Origin of the sequence: Reyranella soli, assembly GCF_007992495.1 — a bacterium.
GTDB classification, from domain to species: domain Bacteria; phylum Pseudomonadota; class Alphaproteobacteria; order Reyranellales; family Reyranellaceae; genus Reyranella; species Reyranella soli.
The window spans coordinates 1-18,426 of the sequence record NZ_BKAJ01000096.1; the positions used below are offsets into that span (position 1 = coordinate 1).

11 protein-coding genes are annotated in these 18,426 nt (G+C 64.9%); 1 reads left to right on the forward strand and 10 read right to left on the reverse strand.

All coding sequences use genetic code 11. The annotated features are described in order from the left end of the window. Window positions 1-140 precede the first annotated feature (140 nt). The 10 genes from RSO01_RS26755 to RSO01_RS26795 form a co-directional block, all read right to left on the reverse strand. Window positions 141-3,467, reverse strand: coding sequence for an efflux RND transporter permease subunit (locus RSO01_RS26755; protein WP_147153222.1), 3,327 nt, complete (start codon window positions 3,465-3,467; stop codon window positions 141-143). After that, the gene (locus RSO01_RS26760; protein WP_147153224.1) at window positions 3,464-6,571 is read right to left on the reverse strand and encodes an efflux RND transporter permease subunit; all 3,108 of its coding nucleotides are present in this window, start codon (window positions 6,569-6,571) and stop codon (window positions 3,464-3,466) included. Before RSO01_RS26760 ends, RSO01_RS26755 begins: the two co-directional genes overlap by 4 nt. A 19-nt stretch (window positions 6,572-6,590) precedes the next feature. Then, a complete protein-coding gene (locus tag RSO01_RS26765; protein WP_218037469.1) occupies window positions 6,591-7,769 on the reverse strand; it encodes an efflux RND transporter periplasmic adaptor subunit in 1,179 nt (392 codons plus the stop codon). 224 nt (window positions 7,770-7,993) lie between these two features. After that, window positions 7,994-9,235 carry a hypothetical protein gene (locus RSO01_RS26770; protein WP_147153228.1) on the reverse strand — a complete coding sequence of 414 codons (1,242 nt, stop codon included), beginning with the start codon at window positions 9,233-9,235 and terminating at the stop codon, window positions 7,994-7,996. Continuing rightward, on the reverse strand, window positions 9,235-10,080 hold the full coding sequence (locus RSO01_RS26775; protein WP_147153230.1) for a TauD/TfdA dioxygenase family protein: 846 nt from the start codon (window positions 10,078-10,080) through the stop codon (window positions 9,235-9,237). Before RSO01_RS26775 ends, RSO01_RS26770 begins: the two co-directional genes overlap by 1 nt. A 61-nt stretch (window positions 10,081-10,141) precedes the next feature. Next, window positions 10,142-11,665, reverse strand: a complete 1,524-nt coding sequence (locus tag RSO01_RS26780; RefSeq protein WP_147153232.1) for an SGNH/GDSL hydrolase family protein — start codon at window positions 11,663-11,665, stop codon at window positions 10,142-10,144. A gap of 146 nt (window positions 11,666-11,811) precedes the next feature. Beyond that, a complete protein-coding gene (locus RSO01_RS26785) occupies window positions 11,812-14,988 on the reverse strand; it encodes an efflux RND transporter permease subunit (RefSeq protein ID WP_147153233.1) in 3,177 nt (1,058 codons plus the stop codon). Between the two features lie 16 nt (window positions 14,989-15,004). Then, entirely contained in the window at window positions 15,005-16,168 is a 1,164-nt protein-coding gene (locus tag RSO01_RS26790; RefSeq protein ID WP_147153235.1) for an efflux RND transporter periplasmic adaptor subunit, read from the reverse strand. A gap of 76 nt (window positions 16,169-16,244) precedes the next feature. Then, window positions 16,245-16,532, reverse strand: a complete 288-nt coding sequence (locus RSO01_RS48470; protein WP_218037470.1) for a metallophosphoesterase family protein — start codon at window positions 16,530-16,532, stop codon at window positions 16,245-16,247. Continuing rightward, entirely contained in the window at window positions 16,499-17,035 is a 537-nt protein-coding gene (locus RSO01_RS26795; RefSeq protein ID WP_218037471.1) for a metallophosphoesterase, read from the reverse strand. The genes RSO01_RS48470 and RSO01_RS26795 overlap by 34 nt, the downstream gene beginning before the upstream one ends. Window positions 17,036-17,101: 66 nt before the next feature. On the opposite strand from RSO01_RS26795, the gene RSO01_RS26800 reads away from it, so the two are divergent. After that, a complete protein-coding gene (locus RSO01_RS26800; protein ID WP_170303382.1) occupies window positions 17,102-18,274 on the forward strand; it encodes a patatin-like phospholipase family protein in 1,173 nt (390 codons plus the stop codon). The last annotated feature ends 152 nt before the right edge of the window (window positions 18,275-18,426 follow it).

An 18,426-nucleotide genomic window follows, 5' to 3' on the forward strand; every position in this document is an offset into this window, starting at 1 on the left:
CCCTGTTTAGGGGACATCGTCAGACCGCCGCCAGGACCGGAAGAGGCAGACGGATCAATGGCTTCGGGAAATTTCCGGCAGAGTCGCACGAATGCGATCCCGTTTGCCGTTCAGCCCATCATAACCACTGTGCAGAGCCACTAGCCGCCGGAACCAGGTTGGCGTGTTCGTCGCCACGGCAATCCGGATGCGACTTCACCCAGCTTGAGGCGCAGGCGATCGAGATAAAGATAGATCACCGGTGTCGTATAGAGCGTGAAGATCTGACTGAGGATGAGGCCGCCCATGACGGTGATGCCGAGGGGCTGACGCAGCGAGGCGCCCTGGCCGATGCCGATGGCAAGCGGCACGGCGCCCAGCACCGCGGCAGCCGTGGTCATCATGATCGGCCGCAGACGCACCACGGCGGCCTCGTGAATGGCCTCCTTGGCCTCGCGCCCCTCGTTGCGTTCCAGATGGATCGCGACATCGACCATCATGATGGCGTTCTTCTTCACGATGCCGATGAGGAGGATGATGCCGATCAGCGCGATCATCGAGAACGGCACGCCGAACAGCAGCAGGGCCAGCGTGGCGCCGATGCCGGCCGAAGGCAGCGTCGACAGGATGGTCAGCGGATGAATGGTGTTCTCGTAGAGGATGCCCAGCACGACATAGACGGCGACAAGGGCCGCGAGGATCAAAAGCGGGATCGTCGCCAGCGATTGACCGAAAACCTGGGCCGAACCCTGGAAGCCGCCATGGATCGAGGCGGGCGCGCCGAGGTCGCGCATTGCCGCCTCGATCGCTGCCTGTGCCGTACTGAGCGACCCACCCGGTGGCAGGTTGAAGGAAATCGTCGCCGCGATGAGGCCGCTCTGGTGATTGACCTGGATCGCCGTGTGATTGTCGACGGAGCTGGCGAAAGCCCGCAGCGGCACCATCGTCTCCGCGGCCGTGCTGTCGGGGCTGCCGCTCGAAGTCCCGCCACGGCTGTTGGATATCGCGTTCGTTGCGACGTTTGCCTGCGCATTGGCATTGAGCGCATTGGCGATCGACGAGATCGTCCGCGGAGCAACCGGCGTGAACGCCTTCACGCCGCTCACCGTACCGCCTTGCATCTGCGTCTGCTGCGTGCCGGTGACATTGCCGGCTGCCGTGCTCAGGAAAATCCGATCGAGGTCCTGCGGGTGCTGCCAGTATTTGGGCGCCACCTCCATCACCACGAAATACTGATTGTACGGATTGTAGATGGTCGAAACGGTGCGCTGGCCGAAGGCGTCGTAGAGCACGGCGTCGACCTGGTTCGGTGCGAAGCCGTAGCGCGCCGCGGTGGCACGGTCGATCGTCACATAGGTCTGGAGGCCGTTCTGCTGCATGTCCGTGTTGACGTCGGTCAGTTGATCCGGATGCTTGCCGAGCTCGGCAATCAGCTTGGGCACGAAGCTGTACAGGGCGGCAGGGTCGTCGCCGCTCAACGTATACTGATAGGCCGCTGCCGTTTGCCTGCCGCCAATCCTCAGGTCCTGCTGCGCCTGCAGGATCAGCCTCGCCCCGGAAATGCCGTTGAGCCTGGGACGCAGGCGCTGGACGATCTGCTGCGCTGACGCGCCCCGCTCGGCGAGCGGCTTGAGGGCGATGAAGACATTGGCGGTATTGCCCGCGCGGCCGGCCGAGCCGGAGCCGGCGAATCCGAAGACCGAGGCCACTGCGGGATCCTTCTGCACGATGCCCTGCAACTGGGCGAGCTTCTCGGACATCGCCGGAAAGGAGATCGCCTGATCGGCGATGATCTGTCCGATCAAAATGCCGGTGTCCTGCTCGGGGAACAGGGTCGACGGCAACAGCCCGAACAGGAAGACATTTCCCACGATCAGGCCGATCAGCACGAGCCCGACCAGCAACGTGTGGTCGAGCACGGCATGCAGGCCGCGCGCGTAAGCCTGCTTGAACCGATCGAACCGGCTCTCCGCCCAGGCAGCCCAGCGCGCCCTGACCGGCAATTCCGTGCGGTCCTTGAGCATATGGGCGCACATGCAGGGCGTTATGGTGAGCGAGATCACCATCGAGATCAGGATGGCGATCGATAGCGTCACCGCGAATTCGTGAAACAGGAGCCCGACGATGCCCGGCATCAGCAGGATCGGAATGAACACGGCAACCAGCGATACGCTCATCGAGACGACCGTGAAGCTGACCTCGGCGCTGCCGCGCAAGGCGGCTTCCCGCCGATCGAGGCCCGAGTCGAGATGGCGCGTTATATTCTCGAGCACGACCACGGCGTCGTCGACGACGAAGCCCGTGCCGATGGTGAGAGCCATTAGCGAAAGATTGTCGATGCTGTAGCCCAGCAGATACATCGGCCCGAACGTGCCGATGATCGACAGCGGCAACGCCACGGCCGGTATCCAGATCGAGCGCGGCGATTGCAGGAAGACGAAGACCACGGCAATCACCAGCACCACGGCGATCGCGAGGGTGCGCCCGGTATCGTCTACCGCGGCATTGACCGATTGCGAGCGGTCCATGGCGACGTTGAGACGTACGCCGTGCGGCAACGTCGCCTCGATCGAAGGCAGGAGCTTGCGGATCTGGGCATCGGTCGCGACGATGTTGGCGCCTGGTACTGGAAAGACGATGACGCCCACTGCCGGCGCGCCGTTGTAGAGGCCGATGTTGCGGATGTTCTCGCTCGAATCGTCCACTTCGGCAACATCCCGCAACAGGACGGGTGAATTGTTGCGGTAGGCGATGACGAGATCCCGGTAGTCCGCTGCCTTGGTCGCCTGATCGTTGGAGGTGACCTCGAACCGTTGCCCGCCCTGGTCGATATCGCCCTTGGCACTGTCGGCATTGGCCGCCGACACCGCGGCCCGGACATCCTCCATGCCGATGCCGTAGCTGCTGAGCTTGTCCGGTTCGAGCTCGATGCGGACGGCGGGCAGCGCGGCGCCGCCGAGCGTGATCTGGCCGACGCCGCTGATCTGGGAGAGCTGCTGCTGGATCACCGTATAGGCGCTGTCGTAGAGCTGCGGACGGCTCAAGGTGTCCGAAGTCAGGGCCAGGATCATGATCGGCGCATCGGCCGGGTTGAACTGGCGCCAGGTCGGATTGGCGCGCAACGTCGTCGGCAGGTCGGCGCGCGATGCCTGGATCGCCGCCTGGACGTCGCGCGAGGCGCCGTCGATGTCGCGATTGACGTCGAACTGGACGGCGATGGTCACCGCACCGACGTAACTGGTCGAGGTCAGCTGGTTCACGCCGGCGATGGTGGCCAGGCGTTTTTCCAGCGGCTCGGCGACGGTGGCCGCCATGGTTTCGGGCGCGGCCCCCGCCAGGGTCGCCTGGACGACGACCACGGGGAAGGTGACGTTCGGCAAGGGCGCCACCGGCAGGTGGAAATAGGCGAGCGCTCCGGACAGAAGGATCGCGACGGCCAGCAGCGTCGTCGCCACCGGCCGGTCGATGAAGAGGGCGGAGATGTTCACGTCGGCCTCTCGGTCGGGGCAGAGGTCCGTCTGCGGCCGAAACGCCGCGAAAGGCGATCGAAGGCGAGGTAGATCACCGGCGAGGTGAACAGGGTCAAGACCTGGCTCAAGGCGAGGCCGCCGATGATCGCCAGGCCGAGCGGCTGGCGCAGTTCGGAGCCTGTTCCGCTGCCCAGCAGCAGCGGCAGTGCGCCCAGCATGGCGGCGAACGTGGTCATCAGGATGGGCCTGAAGCGCAGCAACGATGCCTCGAAGATCGCCTCCTCGGGCGACTTGCCGCGTTCCCGCTCGGCCTCCAGGGCGAAGTCGACGATCATGATCGCGTTCTTCTTGACGATGCCGATCAGCAGGACGATGCCGATGATGCCGATCACGTCGAGATCCCTGCCGGCGATCATCAGCGCCAGCAGCGCCCCGATGCCGGCCGAGGGCAATGTCGACAGGATCGTCACGGGATGGATGAAGCTCTCGTACAGCACGCCCAGCACGATATAGACGGCGACGAGTGCGGCGATCAGCAGGAAGACCTCGCTCGACAGGGAATCCTCGAAAGCCTGAGCGGCGCCCTGGAAGCTGCTCGTGATCGACGGCGGCAGGTGCACCGCCTGGATCGTCTGGTTGATGTCGTTGATGGCCGTGCTGAGCGATGCGCCTTCGGTCAGGTTGAACGATACGGTGACCGCGGGAAACTGTGCCAGATGACTGACGACCAGCGGCGCCTTCCCGACCTTGATGTCGGCGATGGCGGAAAGCGGCACCTGGCCCGTACTGGCCGTCTGGGTCGGCAGATAGAGCGACCCCAATGATTGCAGGTTCGGCAGCCGGTCGTGCCGGGCCACGAGGATCACGCGATACTGCGTCGACTGGTTGAAGATCGTCGTGACGATGCGCTGGCCAAGCGCATCATAGAGCGCGTTGTCGATGGTCGCCGGGGTGATGCCGTAGCGCGCGGCGAGTGGGCGATTGACCTCGATATTGACCGTCGACCCGTCATTGTTCAGGTCGCTGGCGACGTCGGTGATCGCCTTGATCTGCTTCATGCGGTCGACGATCTGCGGGACGTATGTCTCGAAGTCCTGCCGGTTGGGCCCGCGCAGCACGACCTGGTACTGGTTGGGCGAAGTCGTCGTATCGAGCGTCAGATCCTGTTCGGGCTGCAGGTAGAGCTTGATGCCCGGGACGTTCGCGACCTCGCGCTGAAGGCGCCTTGCGATCTGCTGCGCGGTGAGCGAGCGGTCGTCGACCCCCTTGAGATTGATCAGGAAGCGGCCGTTGTTCAGGGTCTTGTTGGTGCCGTCGATGCCGACATACGACGTCAGGCTGGTGACGTCGGCGTCTTTCAGGATCGCGTCGGCCAATGCCATCTGCCGGGCCGTCATCACCTGGTACGAGACCGAGTTGTCGGCGACGCTGATTCCTTGGATGACACCGACATCCTGCACGGGAAACAATCCCTTCGGGATGACCACGTAAAGCGCGCCCGTCAGTCCCACGGTGACGACCGCCACGAGCAGGGTCAGCCCCTGATGGCGCAGCACCCAGCGCAAGCTGCGCTCGTAGGCGGCCAGCGTCCTGTTGAACAGGCCTTCGCTGATGCGCTCGAACCGGCTTGGCGTGCGCTCGGACCGGCGCCGTAGCATGCGGGCGCAGAGCATCGGCACGAGGGTCAACGAGACGACGCCGGAAAGCACGATCGTGATCGCCAGCGTAACGGCGAACTCACTGAACAGACGGCCGATCACGCCGCCCATGAACAGTAAGGGAATGAGCACCGCGATCAGCGACACGGTCAGCGAGAGGATGGTGAAGCCCATCTGCCCGGCTCCGGCCAGCGCGGCCTCGAGCGGGGCCATGCCGTCTTCGAGGTAGCGCACGACGTTCTCGATCATCACGATCGAATCGTCGACGACGAAGCCGGTGGCGATGATCAGCGCCATCAGCGACAGGTTGTCGATCGAGTAGCCGAGCTTGTACATCACCGCCAGCGTGCCGATCAGCGACACCGGCACGGAGATGCTGGGGATGATCGTTGCCGGCACGTTGCGCAGGAAAACGAAGATCACAAGGACGACCAGCCCGATCGCGAGCACCAGCTCGAAGAAGGCGTCGTTCACGGAGGAGCGGATCACGCCGGTGCTGTCCGCCACGATCTCGACATGCATCGACGGCGGCAGACTTGCCAGTAGCTGCGGCAGCTGTTGCTTGATCTGATTGACCGTCTTGATGACGTTGGCGCCCGGCTGGCGCTGCACGTTGAGCACGATGGCCGCTGTGCCGTCGAACCAGGCGCCCTGCTCGGTATTCTGGGCGGCCTGGCTCACCGTGGCGACGTCGCGCAGCCGGACCGGCGAGCCATTCTGGTAGGAAATGACCGTGTTGAGATAGTCCTGCGGATCGGAGATCTGATCATTGTCGTTGATCGTGTAGTCGAGCTCGGGACCGTCGAAATTGCCTTTCGGCTGACTCACCGTGATGTTGCCGAGCAGCGTGCGCAGATCGTCGATATTCAGCCCGTAGGCGGCGAGCTTCTGCGGGTCCGCCTCCACCCTGATCGCCGGCACGTTGCCGCCGGCCGGGCTGACGAGGCCGACGCCCGGCACCTCGGCGATCTTCGACGCGAGCCGATTGTTGGCGATGTCCTGCAACTGGGTGAGCGACATCGCCTTGGACGTCACGGCCAGCGTCAGGATCGGCTGGTCGGCGGGATTGACCTTGGCATAGGTCGGCGGCGCCGGCAGGCCGGCCGGCAGGAAGCTGTTTGCTGCGTTGATCGCTTCCTGGACGTTCTGCTCGGCGACGTCGAGGTCGATCGACAGGTCGAATTGCAGGGTGATGATCGAGGCCGTCGCCGAGCTCGACGAGGTCATCTGCTGCAGCCCGGGAATCCGGCCGAGCTGGACCTCGAGCGGTGCGGTCACCGTGGTCGATGTCACCTGTGGGCTGGCGCCCGGATAGAATGTCTGCACCTGGATCGTCGGATAGTCGACATCGGGCAGGGACGAGACCGGCAGGAAGGCCACCGAGACAAGGCCGACGAGCACGAGGGAAATCATCAGCAGCGCCGTCGCCACCGGCCGCACGATGAACAGGCGGGAAATGTTCATCTGCTGCGTCCGCTGCTCATCAATCTGGCGGCGCTGCCGACGCCGGCGAGGCCTGCTGTCCCGGCGCCGCGGCGACTCTGATCTTCGCGCCGTCACTCAATCGGTCCGTGCCGTCGATGACGACAGTGTCGCCGGCAGCGAGGCCGCTGGTGATGACGGTGTTCTGCCCGTCACTCGGCCCGAGCGTGACCTTGCGCACCGAAGCCGTATTATCCTTGTTCACCAGATAGACGTAGTCGCCCGGCGCGCCACTCAGCACGGCGGCCGTCGGCACGAGCACGGCCTGGTGCAGCGTATCGACGAGCAGCCGGACGTTGACGAATTCGTTGGGAAACAGGGCTTCGTCGTCGTTGGCGAAGGCGGCTCGCAGCGTGACGGTGCCGGTGCTCGTGGTCATCTGATTGTTGATGGCATACAGCGTGCCTGTCGCAAGCTGCTTGTTGCCGTCGCTGGTGTAAGCCGTCACCGGCAACTTCACGCCGGCCGTACGGAACCGCTCGACCACTTTCTGCAAATCGTTCTGGGCAACCGTGAACTCGACCGTTGTCGGCTTGATCGTCGTGATGACGGCAATTCCGGTGCTCGATGAGCCGGTGATGTAGTTGCCCGGATCGACGAGGCGCAAGCCCGCACGGCCTGCGACGGGCGAGGTGATGCGGCAATAGGAGAGGTTGAGCTTGGCGGTGTCGACCGCGGCCTGGTCGAGCTTTACCGTGCCCTCGTCCTGTTTGACGAGATAGGCCTGGTCTTCGGTCTGCTGACGGGCAATCGAGTCGAGCTTGGTGAGCCTTTGGAAGCGCACGAGGTCCATCTTCGCCTCATCGAGCAGGCCCTGGTCGCGCTGCAGCGTTCCGGTGGCCTGATCGAGGGCCGCCTGGAACGGCCGGGGATCGATCTCGGCCAACACCTGGCCCTTCTGCACGTCCTGGCCTTCCTGGAAAGGCACGTCGACCAGGTAACCGCTGACGGCCTGGTTGGGCATGACGGTGACCGTGGCGGTCGGCGTGACGGTCCCCAGCTCGTTGAGAATAACCGGCATGTCGCCGCGCGTTGCTTTCATGACCCTGACAACCTGCGCGGCGGCACCTCTCGCCTGCGGCTTCTGTGGCAATTTCTGCCAGAGCACGAAGGCGATCAGGATCAGCACCGCCGACGCCACGATCCAATGCTCACGATGGACGCGCGGCTGACGAGCCATTTGTGTGTTCACATCTTCGGTCATGCCGTCGGACTTCCACCAGGCACTGGGCGGACGTTGGTCGCCGCGCGAGGCTTATCAAGGACGATTGATTACGAGTTCGCACGGGCAGGCGAGGGAATCGACACCAACGATGGTATCGGCGTCATTGCACCAAGGTGTACCGCTCCCTGGAGCCCAGAAACTCGCTGGAGCGAGACGGGTAGCGGAAACGGCACGGCCCCTCAGGGCTTGCGCTGCAATCCCCACGTCTGCGCCAGCAGCTCGCAAATCCGCGCCGCCACCATGCGGTTGCCGGGGCTGAGGCCTTCGGCGTCGGCGAGATAGTGGATCTGGTCGGCGTAGATGGTGCTGGTGTCGTTCTTGAAAATGTCGCCGAGGTCGTAGATCGGCAGGCCGCGCTGGCGCAGCGTCATCATGCCGGCGACCATGCGGCGATAGAGCTCGCCGTAGCCGAGGTCGCCGACGACGCGCCGCTCCTCGTCGGTCAGCGTCTTGCCCCAAGCTGGAATGGGCTGCATGAAATAGGCCGACTTCACGCCGTTGTCGTGCGCCACAGCTTCCGTCGCCCGGAAGTATTTCTGGTAGAGGTCGAGCTGGACGTCGAACAGGCGTTGCGGATTGTCCTGCACGTCCTTGGGCAGGGCGAACAGGCTCGGGATCGTCGTCCGCTTGTTGGACTTGAAACTGTCCCTGCCCTTGGCTGCTGCCTCGATGGCGCGAACGAGCAGGTAGGCGGCGTGCGATTTGCCGAGGACCGGGTTGACCGACATGGCGCCGGCGATGCGCCCCATCACCCAGCCAATCGCGGCGTCGCCGAAATTCTCGTCGGCGGCGAACGGATTGGCTTCCAGGAAGTTGGCCGCCGGGCCTTCCAGGCGCTGGTCCATCTTCGGCTGGAAGTAATAGTGCTCGTTGTAGCCGCTCAAGTTCACGATGGCGTCGACTGCCGTGGCATACATCGCAAAGGCGATGAAAGACTGCGGCTCCTTCCATGCGCCGGCGGCGGCATCCAGCACCATCCACGGCTTGCCGCTGGGGCTGATCCAGTGAGTGTTCAGTTCCTCCTCGAGATAGCGCGGATAGGGCGGCTTCTGGTTGCCGCCGAGATAGGCTGCGACGGAGCCGCCGTTGATCATGAGGACGTAGCGGTCGGTGGGCTTGGCGGTGGGGAAGTCGGGACCGAACAGGCCAACATTGTTGGCCCACGAGATGCCGCACGGCGGGTTGGCGTGATGCACGAACGCCCAGTAGGGGTGCGGATAGAGCGTGTCGATGAAGCGGCAGCCCGTGCCCCGGGTCATGTCGCGCACGTAGGTGTTCTGCGTGCGCTCGAACAGCTCGGCCGCGGGAGTGTGGCGGCCGTCCTCGATATAGAGCCAGCCGATCGCCATGATCTCGACCATGGCCAGAGCGATGATGAATCCGACGACGATCGAGATGAACGTGAAGAAGCGTTTCTTCATCACACCGGCTTGTCGCCGCTGATCTGGATGCGCCGCAGCAGGCGGCGGAACGGGCCGGTGTCGCCCAGCGCGATGTGCTTGGTGCTGCGATTGTCCCAGAAGGCGATGGAACCCTTCTGCCAGCGATAGCGGAAGGTGAATTCCGGCCGGTTGCCGTGCTCGAACAGGAAGTCGAGCAAGGGCTTGCTCTCGGCCTCGGTCATGCCCTCGAAGCCCACCGTGTAGGACTTGTTGACGAACAGCATCTTGCGGCCGGTCTCGGTATTGGTGCGCACCACCGGATGGCTGTTGCGCGTCTCGCGCCAGTCCGCGCCGTCGCGATGCTTGGTCGAGCGGCCCTTGTTCTTCCCGGCCTGCGGGCCCGCCACCAGGATGTCGCTGTGCACGGCGCGCAGTCCCTTGAGCATCTTCTTCATGCCGTCCGACAGCGTCTCGTAGGCGAGGTACTGGTTGGCGAACATGGTGTCGCCGCTGTAGGGCGGGATATCGATGCCGTAGAGGATTGCGCCCATCGGCGGCTCGGCGCTCATGGTGGTATCGGCGTGCCAGTCCTCGCCGACATAGCCCGTGTCGCCGGGCTCGCGGCGGACCATGACGATCTCGGGATCGTCGCCCATGCCGACATAGTTGGGATGGATAAAGAGCTCGCCGAAGCGGCGGGCGAAGGCCTTGTGCTGGGCGACGTCGATCTCCTGGTCGCGGAAGAACACCACGCAATGCTCGTTCAGCGCATCGCGGATCTCGCCGATGGTCTCGTCGTCGAGATCCTGCGCCACGTCGACGCCGGAAATCTCGGCGCCGCCGGCGCCGGAGAGCAGACGAATCTCGAGACGCGTGTTACGCATGGGCTCGCTCCGTCGTGTTGCTGTTGCCGAGGCTACCGCAATGGGCCGACTTTGCCAGCCGTCACTGGCAGGTAAAGGTGACCTTTCGCGGTGTGATCGTAGGCAGGGCCGGGGCGGCCGGATCGGCCGGCCGGGGCCACGAGCGGTCGGCCAGGTGCTTATCGACCACCGGCACCAGCAGATTGAAGGTGATCCAGGCCTGCAGCCGCAGGCCGGCATAGTTGGTGTGCACGGCGTCGACGAACAGGTCCGGATCGAGCGGGAAGTAGCGCGCCGTGTCGATGAACGGGATGTCGTGCGTCCTGGCGTACTTGGCGAGCAGCCGGTTCTGGAAGATCGCCAGCCGTTCCAGGTCGCGATAGCGGAACGGGAAATAGACGCGGTTGAGCTGGTCGAGGATGTATTTGTGGCGGACCGGGTCGAGCACCAGGCCGTCCTTCACCATCCACAGGAACGAGCTTACCGCGAAGTCGCTGCCGACCTTCTGCACGGCGCTGCGCATGTCGTCGAGGTCGCGCTGGATCAGGTTCAGGTTGACCGGCAGCTTGGGGTAGGCGAGGTCGGGATCGGTTTCGCTCAGCCCCTCCGGCCACTGCAGCTTGTAGGCGGGCTTGGGCCATTCGCGGCCGTCCTGCGACGGGCCGGTCATACCGATGGCGGCGCGGACACGGGCGGCGATGGCGGAATAGCGCGTGGCCTCCTGAAGCCAGCCCGGCACGACGGTGGCCGGCGGCGTCTTGGGTGCTTCCGAGCGTGGCGGCACCTTGTCGACGATCGAATGCAGTTCGAACTGGTTGCCACCTTCGTAGTAGACGACAAGGTCGGGCCGCAGCGGCGCCACCTCGTTCTTCACGATGGCGACGTTGTCGGTCGACACGGTGCTCTCGCGCGCCGAATTCAGCACCTCGAAATGCACGTCGAGCTTCCGGGACTCGGCCCAGCGGTTCAGCCAGTAGCCGACCAGCTCGGGATAGGAAAAGGGGAGGTGCGGCGCGCCGACAGTGGTCGAGGAACCGACGAAGACGATGCGGACAGTCTTGGGCCCGCGCGGCACCTCGATCGGCGGCCCGCGCCAGCCCATCTGGTTGGTCACCAGGCCGGTCGGCTGCGTGGCATCGGGCATGTAGCGGTAGGGCGGCCGCGGCTGGCCGTCGGGCGGATCGTAGAGATAGAGCATGCCCGGGGCATGGTGCAGGAAGCTGTGCTTGCAGGGATCGCCGGCGAACACCGAGTTCCACGCCTTGAACGGGTCGGCCGGACGGAACTCCATGCCGCCGGTATTGTGATCCTCGATGTAATGGTACGTACGCTGCCACTCGGGATCGACCTTGCGCCGGTTGGAGAGAGGCGGCGGCTCGCTGAAGAACCACTTGCCGTCGACGCCGGCGGCGAGCGGAAACTTGTCCAGCATCGCGGGATCGACGCTGGCGCTGCCCTCCGGATCGCCGAGGGCGAGCGCGGACATGCGGTAGCCGTCGATGTAGCGGACGGCTGCTTCGGCAACGAGGACGCTGAGGACGATTGACGCGAGAAACAGCAGGACGTTCTTCAGTTTCAGGGCGCTCCCTTGGGACGGGAAAGCCACCTAGCACAGAATTTGGGCGGTGCAAGCCGACTGCGACTTTCCTCCCCTTCGCACGAATCTTCATATTCCTCTCCCCCTTGGGGGAGAGGCTAGGTGAGGGGGTGCAACACGAAGGTTGCCTCCTGCATCACCCCTCAGAGATTATCTCACGGTGCCTGCGTCTCCGGCTCGGCCTTTGGCGGCGCCTTGGCCGGCTTGCCCTTGCTGCGCCATTCCTCGAAGCGCTGCAGCACCGTGAAGAACGACGGCACGAACAGCACGGCGAGGCAGGTCGAGGCGATCATGCCGCTGAACACCGCAAGCCCGAGCGAGATGCGCGAGTTGGCGCCCGCGCCCGTCGCCGTCACCAGCGGCACGACGCCCAGGATAAAGGCGAACGACGTCATCAGGATGGGCCGGAAGCGCGTGCGGGCGGCTTCGACCGCCGCCTCGACGATGTCCTTGCCGTCGATCAGGCGGCGCTCGCGCGCGACCTCGACGATCAGGATGGCGTTCTTGGCGCTGAGCGCGATCAGCAGCATCAGGCCGATCTGGGTGTAGAGGTTGTTGGGCAGGCCGAGCGCGCCCAGCGCGATCGCCGGGCCGACCAGCGACAGCGGCACGGCGAAGATCACCGCCAGCGGCAGGATCCAGCTTTCATACTGTCCGGCGAGGCAGAGATAGACCAGCAGGATGGCCAGCGCGAAGACGTAGGTCATCTGGCTGCCGACCAGGTTCTCCTGGTACGACATCGCCGTCCATTCGTAGCCGGTGCCCGGCGGCAGGACGGCGTTGGAGATCTCGTCCATCAGCTCGATCCCCTCGCCCGAGCTGAAGCCCGGCGCCGGCGTGCCGACGATCGAGGACGACGGATAGAGATTGTAGAGGCTGATGATCGGCGGGCCCGCTGCCTCGTGCAACTCGGCCAGCGCCCCGATCGGCACCATCTTGCCCTCGATGTTGCGCACCTGCAGCTTCAGGATGTCCTCGGCCTTGGTGCGGTACTCCGCTTCGGCCTGCATGAAGACCATCAGGGTCAGGCCGAACTTGTTGAAGCGGTTGACGTAGGCCGAGCCGAGATACGAGGAGAGCGTGGTGAACACGTCGCCGATCGAGACCTTGAGCGTCTCGGCCTTCGAGCGATCGACGTCCACCCGGATGTGCGGCGCCCCCGCGCGGAAGGACGTCACGACGTTGGTGAGCGCCGACTGTGTGCTGGCGTTGCGGATCAGGTTGTCGGTGGCGTTCTGCAGCTTGACGTAGTCGAAGCTGCCATCCCTCTGCTCGACCTGGAGCGCGAAGCCGCCGGCGTTGCCGACGCCCTGGATGGCGGGCGGCACCAGCGGGAAGCCGTGGCCGTCCTGCAAGGTCCTGAGCTGCCCACCGATATGCATGACGATCGAGCGCAGGTCCTGGTTCGGCTCCTTGAGGCGCACGCCCCAGTCCTTGAGGATCACGTAGGCGACGCCGCCATTGGCCAGCATGGAGTTGCTGTCGAGCACCGACATGCCGCTCAGCGCCACGACCTTGTCGACGCCCGGCGTCGCCATGGCGATCTTGGTGACCTCTTCCATCGCCGCATTGGTGCGCTCCAGCGAGGCGCCGTCGGGCAATTGCAAGCCGACCAGCATGTAGCCCTGGTCCTCGTTGGGGATGAACGCCGTCGGCAGGCGTGCCACGCCCCAACCGCCCAGGCCGGCGATGACGAAGGCGATGAGCATCATCACGACGCTGCGATGGACCATCGCGCCGATCAGCCAGGCGTAGGCGTCCTCGATCTTGCCGTAGACCTTGTTGAAGCCGCGGAAGAAGAAATTGCGCTTCTCCGGCGGCACGGTGGGCCTGAGCCACAGGGCGCACTGGGTGGGCTTCAGCGTCGCCGCGTTGATGGCGCTGATGAGGGCGGTGGCGGCGATCACCAGGGCGAACTGGGCGAACATCTGGCCGGTCAGGCCGGGCACGAAGGCGGCCGGCAGGAACACTGACATCAGCACCAGCGTGATGCCGATCACCGGCCCGAACAGCTCGCTCATCGCCTTGATGGCGGCATCGTGGGGCGTCATGCCACGCTCGATGTGGTGGGCGACGCCTTCGACGATGACGATGGCGTCGTCGACCACGATGCCGATCGCCAGGACGATGCCGAACAGGGTCGTGGTGTTGACGGTGAAACCCATGGCCGCCATGGCGGCAAACGCGCCGATGATCGTCACCGGGATGGTCGTGGCCGGCACCAGCATGGCGCGCCAATCCTGCAGAAACAGCACGATCACGATCAGCACCAGGACACCCGCCTCGATCAGGGTCGTGAAGACCTCCTTGATCGAGGCGTTGACGAAGCGGGTCGTGTCGAACGGCACCTCGTAGATCAGGCCCTTCGGGAAGTTCTTGCCGAGCTCGGCCATCTTGGCGTTGACGCGCTTGGCGACGTCGAGCGCGTTGGCCTCCGGGAGCTGGTAGATGGCGATGCCGGCGTTCGGCTTGCCGTTCAGCTTGGAGGTCATGGTGTAGGTCTGGGCGCCGAGCTCGACCCGACCGATGTCCTTCAGCCTGAGGATGCGTCCGCCGTTGCCCTGCTCGGACTTGACGACGATGTTGCCGAATTCCTCGGGTGTGCTGAGGCGCCCCTGGATGTCGACGGTGAACTGGAAGTCCTGGTTCTTGGGCGCGGGCGGGGCACCGACCTGGCCCGCCGTGACGGGCTGGCTCTGCTCCTGGATGGTTTTGCTCACCTCCGCCGGCGTCAGCCCGTAGGTGTAGAGCTTCTGCGGGTCGAGCCAGACGCGCATCGAGTATTCGCCGATGCCCAGCACCTGCGTGTTGCCGACGCCCGGCAGGCGCGAAAGCTCGTTGACCAGGTTGATGGTGGCGTAATTCGCCATGTAGAGGCTATCGAAGGTCGAGTCCGGCGAGGTGAGCGACACGATCTGCAGGATCGACGTCGACTTCTTCTGCACGATGACGCCCTGCGCCTGGACGGAAAAGGGCAGCGAGGCGATGGCCGCACTCACCTTGTTCTGCACCAGCACCTGCGCGAAATCGAGATTGGTGCCGATCTGGAAGGTGACGGTGAGCGTGTAGGTGCCGGCATCGGTGCTGTACGACTGCATGTAGATCATGCCTTCGACGCCGTTGACCTGCAGCTCGATGGGCAGCGCCACGTTGTCGACCACGGTCTTGGCGCTGGCGCCCGGATAGGTCGTCGTCACCTGGACGGTCGGCGGCACGATGTTGGGATACTGGGCGACCGGGAGGGTGACCAGGGCCACGGCGCCCAGGATCACGATCACGATCGCCAGCACGTTGGCCAGTACCGGCCGATTGATGAAGAACTCGGAAATCATGAGGGCGACCCGGCGGTTACTTGGTCGTCGTGATGTTGGCCCCGGGCGGCGGCGGCGGGATGGTCTCCTGCTTCGGCACCACCTTGCCGCCGGGCACTGCCTGGCCGTTGGTCGTCAGCACGACGCGGTCCTCGGCGGTGAGACCCTCCATGACCACCCGCAGCCCGCCGACCAGGAGCTGACCCGTCTTGATGCGCTTCTGCTCGACGACGTCGTCCTTGTTGATGACCAGCACGTACTTGCCGGCCTGGTCCTCGGCGATGACCCGATTGGGGATCAGGAGGACAGCCGTCGAGCCCAGGCCCATCGGCAGCCTGATACGGGCGAAGAAGCCCGGGATCAGGTCGCGATCGGGATTCTTGAACAGGCCGCGCACCAGGATGGTGCCGGTCTGCGCATCGATCTCGGGCGCCACGTAGTTCAGAAAGCCGGCGTGCGGGTAGCCCTCCTCGTTCATCAGGCCGATATCGAGCGGGATCTTGCCCAGCTCCTCGACGGTCAGCCGCCGATTGGCGAGGTTCTGGCGGATCTTCAGGACATCCTGCTCGCTCACGTTGAACTCGACATAGATCGGGTCGAGCTGGACGATGGTGGCGAGCTTCGTCGCCTTGCCGTTGCCGACGAGCTCGCCGACCGAGACCAAATGCTTGGACACGATGCCGTCGAACGGCGCCTGCACCGTCGTATAGCCGAGGTTGGTCTGGGCGATGGTGAGGTTGCCCTCGGCGTTCTCGACGTTGGCTCGAGCAGAGTCGCGCTTGGCCTTGGCCTGATCGTAGGTGTTCTGCGCCGTCACGTTCTGGCGCAGCAGCGTCTCCTGACGGGTAAACTCGGCCTCGGCATTCAACAGTTGTGCCTTGGCGCCGTCGAGCTGGGCCTCGGCTTCCTTGACCTGTGCCTTGTACATCGTCTGCTCGATGACGAAGAGGGTGTCGCCCTGCTTCATGACCGAGCCGTCGACGTAGTTCTGCGAGTTCAGGAAGCCTTCGACGCGCGCCACCAGGTCGACGGTGGCGAAGGCCACGGTGTTGCCCGTCAGCTCCTCGTAGGGGATGACGTTCTGCTGGAGCGGGATGGCGACGCTGATCTGCGGCGGCGGCGGCGGCTGGAACTTGTTCTCAGGTTTGCAGCCGGCCAGGAAAACGGCCAGCAGAGGCAGCAGGATCAGGCTGCGGTTCATGTTCCGACGACGCTCCCCCGCAATGGCGATGCAAAATCGTTACCGCATCCCAACCCGGAACGCCACCGCATCGCGATCACGCAAACGGGAAAGGCCCCTCGAACCGCCCGATATAGCTGGTGTGCGTCACTATCGCGCCGTCGCGCCACCAGTGCAGCAGGCAGGCCGGCGGTTCGCAGAAGGAGGCCGGCGGCGCGTCGGGCCGGAGATTCAATGCAATTTGTGTCGCCGTGCTGGGGCAGGAGACCAGCACGGTCCCCGCCCAGCGCTGCACGATCGGCCGATGGACGTGACCGCACAGCACGCGCTCGACATTGGCAAAGCGGCCGATCACGCCGGCCAGCCGCTCGGGCCGCCGGCACATATTTTGTCGAGGTAGGGGATGCCGGTGACGATCGGCGGATGATGCATCATCACCAGGGTCGGCGCGCCCTCTGCCTCCCGCAGCGCCGTCTCCAGCCAGGCAAGGCCCGCTTCGTCGACCTCGCCGTGATGGTCGCGCGGCACTGTCGTGTCGAGCGCCACGATGCGGAGCGGCGCCCGGTCGACCACGAAGTGCTTGGGCCCGTGGGACGGCAGGTAGGCATGGTCGGGAAAGCAGCGCGCCAGCATCTCGCGGTCGTCGTGATTGCCCGGCATCAGCAGGCAGGGCAGCTCGAGCCCGGCCAGCAGTGCGCGCAGCGAGGCGTATTCGGCCTCGAGCCCCTCGTCGACGAGGTCGCCGGTGACCAGCACCAGGTCGGGCCGCGGGTCGAGCCGGTTCAGATGCTCGACGGCCTCGGCGAACATGCGGTTGGAATCGACGGCGTCCTTGTAGCTCTGGCCGACCGGGCGAACGTGAAGGTCGGAGATCTGGGCGATGAGCATGAGCGGACTTACAGCAAGAAGCGGGCCTCTGTATCCTGGCTTCAGTCGATCCCGGGGGAGCGGCGCGTGATTCGATGGATCGTCATTGCCTGTCTCGCCTTGGCCGGCTGCTCGGTACCGCAGCGTGGTCCGGCTGTCCCGCTGGACCATGTCGAGCAGGCCATGCCGCTCGGCATTGCCAATGTGCGTTTCTTTGCCGACGGCAGCCTGGAGCCGATGATCCGCGTGGCCACGCAGGCCGTCGATCGTGAGAAGGCGGCCTTGCAGGCGGCTGGCCGGCCGACCAGGTCGATGCCATCGGCTTATTACCTTGCGGTCTCCGGCGGCGGCGCCAATGGCGCCTTCGGCGCCGGCCTGCTGAACGGCTGGAGCCGCAGCGGCCAGCGACCGACCTTCAACGTGGTGACCGGCATCAGCACCGGCGCCTTGATCGCGCCGTTCGCCTTTCTCGGCGCCAGCCACGACGATGCCTTGCGCGAGATCTACACCTCCATGAGCGCCGACCGGATCTTCCGCCGCCGTAGCCTGGCGGCGATCATGTTCAGCGACGCATTGGCCGACGCCACGCCGCTTGCCGAGACGATCGACAAGTACGCCGACCAGCCGTTGCTCGACGCCATCGGCCGCGAATACGAAAAGGGCCGCCTGCTGCTGATCGGTACCACCGATCTCGATGCCCAGCGGCCGGTGATCTGGAACATCGGCGCGTTGGCGGTGAGCCGCCATCCGCAGGCGCTCGACCTCTTCCGCAGGATCCTGCGCGCCTCGACCGCCATTCCCGGCGCCTTCCAGCCGGTGCTGATCGACGTCGAGATCGACGGACGGAAGTTCCAGGAGATGCATGTCGACGGCGGCGCCATCGCCCAGCTCTTCCTGTATCCGTCGTCCTTCGAGGTGGGACGGATGGGCGAGCGCGCCCGCCACGCCTATATCATCCGCAACGCCCGGGTCGACGCCAGGCATTCCGAGACCGAGCCGCGCACCATCAACATCGCGGTACGCGCCGTCGGCACCATGCTCACGGCCAGCGGCAACAATGACCTGTTGTTGACCTACTTCGTGAGCCGGCGCGACGGCGTCGACTATAACCTCGCCTTTATCGGCCCCGACTTCGGCGAGGTGCGCAGCGGTGAGTTCGAGCCGGCCTACATGCAGGCGCTCTACGACTATGGCTATCGCCGCGGCGCGTTGGGCGGCCTCTGGTACAAAGTGCCGCCCGCCCTCGCGCCGCAGCAGTGAGCCTCCGCGATTGGTCGCGGCGGCGACGGCGTCGCACCCAAGCTATGCGTTAATGAATATTCTGCCTTTTGCTACTTTGGGTCTATGAATTCGCAGATGCTCGCGCAATGTTTGCGTCCATGATGCAGTCAACCACTGCATCATGGATCGTG